The 6,015-nt window shown below is 44.2% G+C and carries 2 protein-coding genes and 2 pseudogenes; all 4 read right to left on the reverse strand.

The annotated features are described in order from the left end of the window. A pseudogene (locus CH376_RS24800) lies at window positions 1–680 on the reverse strand (hypothetical protein); the annotation flags it as partial. Window positions 681–719: 39 nt separating this feature from the next. After that, window positions 720–1,127 (reverse strand): annotated as a pseudogene (locus CH376_RS23320) (RHS repeat-associated core domain-containing protein); the annotation flags it as partial. A gap of 295 nt (window positions 1,128–1,422) precedes the next feature. After that, entirely contained in the window at window positions 1,423–1,803 is a 381-nt protein-coding gene (locus CH376_RS23325) for a hypothetical protein (RefSeq protein ID WP_100785661.1), read from the reverse strand. After that, the coding region (locus CH376_RS23330; RefSeq protein WP_276329224.1) for an RHS repeat domain-containing protein at window positions 1,800–6,015 on the reverse strand (4,216 nt) is incomplete at its 5' end. The genes CH376_RS23325 and CH376_RS23330, both read right to left, overlap by 4 nt.

A 6,015-nucleotide genomic window follows, 5' to 3' on the forward strand; every position in this document is an offset into this window, starting at 1 on the left:
TAAAGCTCATGGCTTGATCGTGTGAGGAGAGCTCTTCTCAAGTTCTCATTTGTGCGAAACTTTAAGGACACTATCAATTTACCACTCTTTAATGCCTTTCCATTCGCATCATAAAATATACCATTTTTCATAAATTTTACATACGGATTTTGTTGCGATGGATTAGGGCTTTTAGGGTTTCCAGGCATTTCTCTGATTGTATTATGAGGATTTTTAGGATCCTGGAAAACTATACCATCGCCTTTTTTACTTGATTTCGTAATCCATCCTTCAGGCGCTGAAATTGTTTTTTCTGACGTCGGAGTTTTCGACGAGCGTGTTTTTCCAATACCACCCGCAGTTGCCAATCCAGCAGCTTCAGCAACTCCGGTTCCTAAACCACCAATAATACCGTAAGCGCGACCATAACCAACAGAATCATTATAACCATCTTTATAGGCTTTTGATCTACCAGCTAAATCAGATTTCTCTAAATCTTGTCCACTCGATTGAGAGTTATGTCCTTGAGTTGGAGATGCCCAACCTGATGTTCTTGAATATCCCCGATTGAATCCTTTTTGAGATCCAGCTTGGTATTCTTTGGCCGCAGCTTCAACTTTACTTTTGTCATTGAGATTATATTTGTTTGCAATTTCCGATTGATATCTTGTCTCACCGGGATTGCGATTTCCAGGTAGCAATCCCTCTCTAGGTGATCCATATCCAGTAAGAGGAACCTCATGCCCGCTTGGATCCTTCGCCCCAATCGGATTCCCCTTCACATACGAGAACCGATTCCAACCTTGCGTGTCCCACTCTCCATCGATGACCGTATCCGCACTGGTAAATCTCGCGATCCCCGGATCGTAGTATCGAGCGTTGTAAAAGTAAAACCCGGATTCTCTGTCTAACTCCTGCGAATTGTATTTGGGCGCAAAGTCGGTATCCCCCTTGTGGACAAAGGTTTCTCCGTAGGGTTGGTATTGCATCTTGGAGAGAGTGTTTGCATCGTCGTCTAATACGTGTGAGACGGAATCGACTTGATCGGTTAAGTAATAGGCGAGGGCTCCGTTCTCTGCAACGGCGGCGATTCGCACTCCGTTGAGATATACGTTGTTAACGGACGTGACGATATTTTCACTTTCGATGTATTCGAGTCCGTAGAACTTGCTTGGATAAAGAATTTCTACGTTTGTAAATTGGTTTGGGCGGTTCCTCGCTTCCGCTCGGACCGGGCTCTCCGCTTCGGTTAAGAAATTGAGGATTTTCTTGAAGAAAAAAGTTCTAATTCTCTATCAGCAATTTCTTAACCCCGCATCGATCCCTAACGCATGAAAGTGCGATGCTGAGTTATTTGCAGTGAGAAGGGGAAGTATTTCTTTTCTTCTTTCGGATCTCTCTTAGTAAAAGAAAATTGTTTTCAATGAACTGTTCTTTAATATTTTAATTTATGTCTGGCTCGGGTTTGATACGAAAATCAAGCGCGTAAATTGCAAGTAAACTAGCAGTTGTATTTGTTTCAATTTCGAAATATTTTAGTTCTTTAAGGTCAACACCCATTGTTTTCCAATCTTGTTTTACTCTGTATAGCTTTTCTTGATCATTGATCATTGACGCTTTCAGTATGGTCTCATCACAAATAAATCCAAAGTTCATTTTTGCATTAAAACCATAGCAATCTGTAAAAATAATTTCAGATTGAATTTTATCTGGCCATTTGATTAACAAGGATATGCTATCATTTTTCCCAGGAGAAGATCGATCAATTTCAATGGAAAGTAATTCAGCATCGTGCCACGGAAGGTTATTGAATTCGACATTCATTTCGGAAATCCTGGATCTTTATCATTTGAACGAGGGCTATAATGCTTCCCTTTTCCGTCTAAATGATAATGTGAATAATTTGGTCCTTTATCGCCTGGTTTTGTAGCGGGATCAATCCTTAATTTTTCTCTGAATTTTCCATTTTCTATTTCACCATAGCTTCCAGATCGATGTTTATTTTCTAAATATTTCTCAGGGATTTTGTATTTTGAATTTGCAGGTATTGCAATTCCATCTTTTGTAACGTGAATTGTATTACTAGTATTGCTCGCTTTGTTATTTCCAGGATTGTTTCCTTTATTGTTAACATCGGACGTCCCTTTTGAATTACCTCCTTTTCCACTAAGAAAATTCTTAACATCTTTTTCATCTATTGGATTTAATCCATTGCGATGCATCTCTTCGGCTTCATGCGAAGTAATTAATGTGCTTCGAGGTCTATTGATTCTCGCTCTATCGTTAGCTTGATTGTTATTCCCTGGGGCATCTAATTCGCTTGTAGCAAATAAAAATCCCACTGCACCAGCAATTTTTCCCAAGATTGATGGAGCGGCTTTGCTTGCGACTTGACCTGACTTGCTCGCCGCAACTTCGATTGGTTTCGAGGTATATTCTGGGACGCCTAAATGCCCGCTTGGATCCTTCGCCCCAATCGGATTCCCCTTCACATACGAGAACCGGTTCCAGCCTTGCGTGTCCCACTCTCCATCGATCACCGTGTCCGCACTGGTAAATCTCGCGATCCCCGGATCGTAGTAACGAGCGTTGTAAAAGTAAAAACCGGATTCTCTGTCTAACTCCTGCGAATTGTATTTGGGCGCAAAGTCTGTGTCACCCTTGTGGACAAAGGTTTCACCGTAGGGTTGGTATTGCATCTTGGAGAGAGTGTTTGCATCGTCGTCTAATACGTGTGAGACGGAATCGACTTGATCGGTTAAGTAATAGGCGAGGGCTCCGTTTTCAGCTACGGCGGCGATTCGCACTCCGTTGAGGTAAACGTTGTTAACGGAAGTGACGATATTTTCGCTTTCGATGTATTCGAGTCCGTAGAACTTGCTTGGATAAAGAATTTCTACGTTTGTAAATTGGTTGTTCTTTTGTTGGAGGGAACTTTTGTGGACTCGAAATCCGCCTTCGTCATACCAGTATTTTCCTTGAACCGCGTTGTTTGCGTCTTGGATCTGAGTGATTCTATCTTGGGAATCGACGTTGATCTTTTTGGTTAAGTCTTTTGCGTTGTCTCTCTGACGAGTGAGGTTTCCACTCGCGTCGTATTGCATCGTGAGAGTATCGTTTCCGGTTTTGCTCGAATCGATCTTCAGAGCTTGGTGGTTTTCGTATTGATAACTCCACTCGTCCGTGATGCTTCCGTTGCTCGGATCATGAATGCGCTTCGAAGTCAGGTTTCCGTTTTTCGCATAAGAATAACTCTGTCTGAATTGTTTGGTGAGATTGTCCGAAGTTTCGACGTAACTCCCGATTGCGTTTGTTAAGCGACCAAGTCCGTCGTAGTCGTAATTGTACTGAGCGTTGTAATCGGAGGAAGTATTTGTGATATTCGTAATATTGTTTTTGCTGTTAAACGCATAGACCGCGTCCTGCAAAACCTTTGCGCTTCCGTCCACGTCTCCGGAAGAATGAAGACGCACCATTCTTCCTTTGATATCGTAACCGTAACTGGTTTCGATGCCGTTCCCGAGAGTAAAACCCGCGGTTTGACCGAACTCGTTGTAAGTGATGTTCTCTACGATATCCTTGTTGCAAAATCCGGGAAGAATTCCGTTGGTATTGACTTGGATGGAAATCCCACGAATATAACCGGCCGTTCCGTATTCGTAACAGGCGCGCATTCTCCCGTGAGAGATCGGATGTTCCGGATAATCGATCTTGGAAACTCGACCCAAAAGATCATATTTTGTTTCCGTAATATACGGACCTTGCGCTTCGGAAATCGGAGAATTCAGGATCATCCGAGCTTCTTTTTTGACCCGTCCTAACTTGTCATAACTGAAGGTTTTGTTCTGAACCCCGTCTTCGATCCGAACGATCTTTCCCTGTGAGTTCTCGCTTCCCGCAAAAGAATCGTATATATAACGGATGTCTCCTTCGGGAATCTGTTTTACGTTGATTCTTCCGATCGCGTCGTATTGAAGAGTCGTCGTGATTCCTCTCGCGTTCGTGCTCGAAGTAAGATCTCCGAAATTGTTATACGAAAAACTTCCCACTCCAAGATCGGGATCGCTGTCTTGACGAAGTCTTCCGAAAGCGTCATACAACCAGAAGGCCTGATTCTTACCCGAAGTGTCCTTTACGGAAACGCCGCTCGCGACGTTCGAACAAGAAAGAGGAGAACCGTCGTTTAAGTCGGACTTCTTTGTTCTATGACCCGCGAGATCATAACAAAATCCGATCTTTGCCTGAGTTCCATCGAAAGCAAAGTCTTCGACATAAAGAATCTGTCCTCTCGCGTCCTTAACGATACGTTTGCTCTGACCGCTACTGTGATTTTCCGTGCTTTCAAACGGATCGTTGTAGTTGGTAACGATGGTGGTCGGAGTCGTTTCTCCTTCCGCAGTCGGCATCGTCGTCTTTTTGATTCTTCCGATCGGATCGTATTCGAAACTCGTCGGATTGCGTTCTTCCAGATGAAGCACGAACTTATCGATCTCACCGGAAGAAGCCCAGTTGGACTGACCTTTTCGGATGAGTTTTCCGTTTCCGTCGTAGACAAGCCTACCCGTGATCGTATAATTTCCGTTAGACGCTGTTTTGACCGAGTAGATCGCTCTTCCCATGCCGTCCGCATAGGTTCTGGAAGCGAAGTCCGGATCGCTCGTTCCGGACGGGAGAACCGTCTTTGCGCTCAGGGGAAAAGACGTATCGTAAGAATGGTTTGTGATCGTTCTTGTTCCGTCGTCCGTATCCGCGCCCGAACGGACCAATCTTCCATAGGAATCATATTCAAAATAACTTTTGTTTCCGTTCGCGTCTGTCTCTTCCGAGTCGGAACCGAATGCGGAACCGTAGTCGATCTTGTGTTGTGTCGCGAATTGAAGAGAACCTCCGAAAGAAACTTTCTGAGTCACAAACTGATTGAGTTCGTTGTCATAAGAATAGGAAGTCCCTCTGCTCGGGCTTCCGCTCGAATCTTTTTCAAGAATCGGATTCCCGTAGGTATCATAATCAAATTCTAATGTTTTGGCGCTGACCGCTGGAAGTCCGCCTCCGGTATAAGTCGAGACGTTTTTGTTTAGATTCCCTCGGATATCGTAAGAAAGAATGGAAATCGTTTCGTGAACGCTTCCCGAAAAAGAAACCTGACGGGTCGCTCTTCTCTGATTGCTCGTATCGTCTGTTTCAAAATCCGTAATATTCGAAATCGTAACGGAAGAATGGGCTCCGTCGCTGAAATGATCGGTCGTGCTCTCCGTCTTTCTGCCGATCTTATAACCGTCTAAGATCGTATTAAAACTCTCCGTGCTCGTGCGGGAGCCGTTCATAAATTTTTCGATCTTTGTCGTTTGCGCCATGTAACTGAACGCACCCGGGGTCGTGCTGATCTGCTTGATCTCGTATGTGTTGAGAATGTTACCGTATTCTCTGTTGTCGTTTCCGATGATTTTTGTTTCTTTCTCGGCACCGGCGAGCGCGCGATTCTGCATAAAATCGGAGTAGGGGTTCGTATAATAGGTATGAATCGTTCTCGCGCCGTATGCTTCTTTTACGGTGAATTCGGAAAAACCGAAAAAGTCGGTTTCTTTTTTACCGTTGATAAACGAAGAGAAAGCAAAACCGTTTTTGTATTCGTAGTCTTTGGTTACACGGTTGGAGAATCCATCGTCTAACGTGATCGATGTGCAGACTCGATAGCTCGTGGGAAGGTCGGGAATATCGTCGTCACCGGTGTTGTCGAACTTTGTGGAATGTTCGTATGTGAATTCGTAAAAGCCCCCGATTCCATTCTTCACTTTTTCGATTACGTCCGGAACCGACCCCGTGGAGACCGCGAAATACCAAGTCGGTTCTTTCAGATGAAAGATCCCGATATCGGTCAGTCCGTCTCCGTTGTAATCTCCTTGGATCCATTGAAAAACGTAGACTTGCGCGACGAGGTCCGGTCTTTCCAAAGTTTTAAGAATCACGTTAGACGGAAGAGAAGAAATCTTACTTTGTGCAAGATCGTAGATCTTATCCTCTCCGCCGGAGAGGATG

The organism is Leptospira adleri (assembly GCF_002811985.1).
Classification (GTDB): Bacteria; Spirochaetota; Leptospiria; order Leptospirales; family Leptospiraceae; genus Leptospira; species Leptospira adleri.

Bases quoted from the DNA above. Each gene is read 5' to 3' on its own strand.
- CH376_RS23325 (WP_100785661.1), bottom strand. From the start codon at position 1,803: ATGAATGTCGAATTCAATAACCTTCCGTGGCACGATGCTGAATTACTT.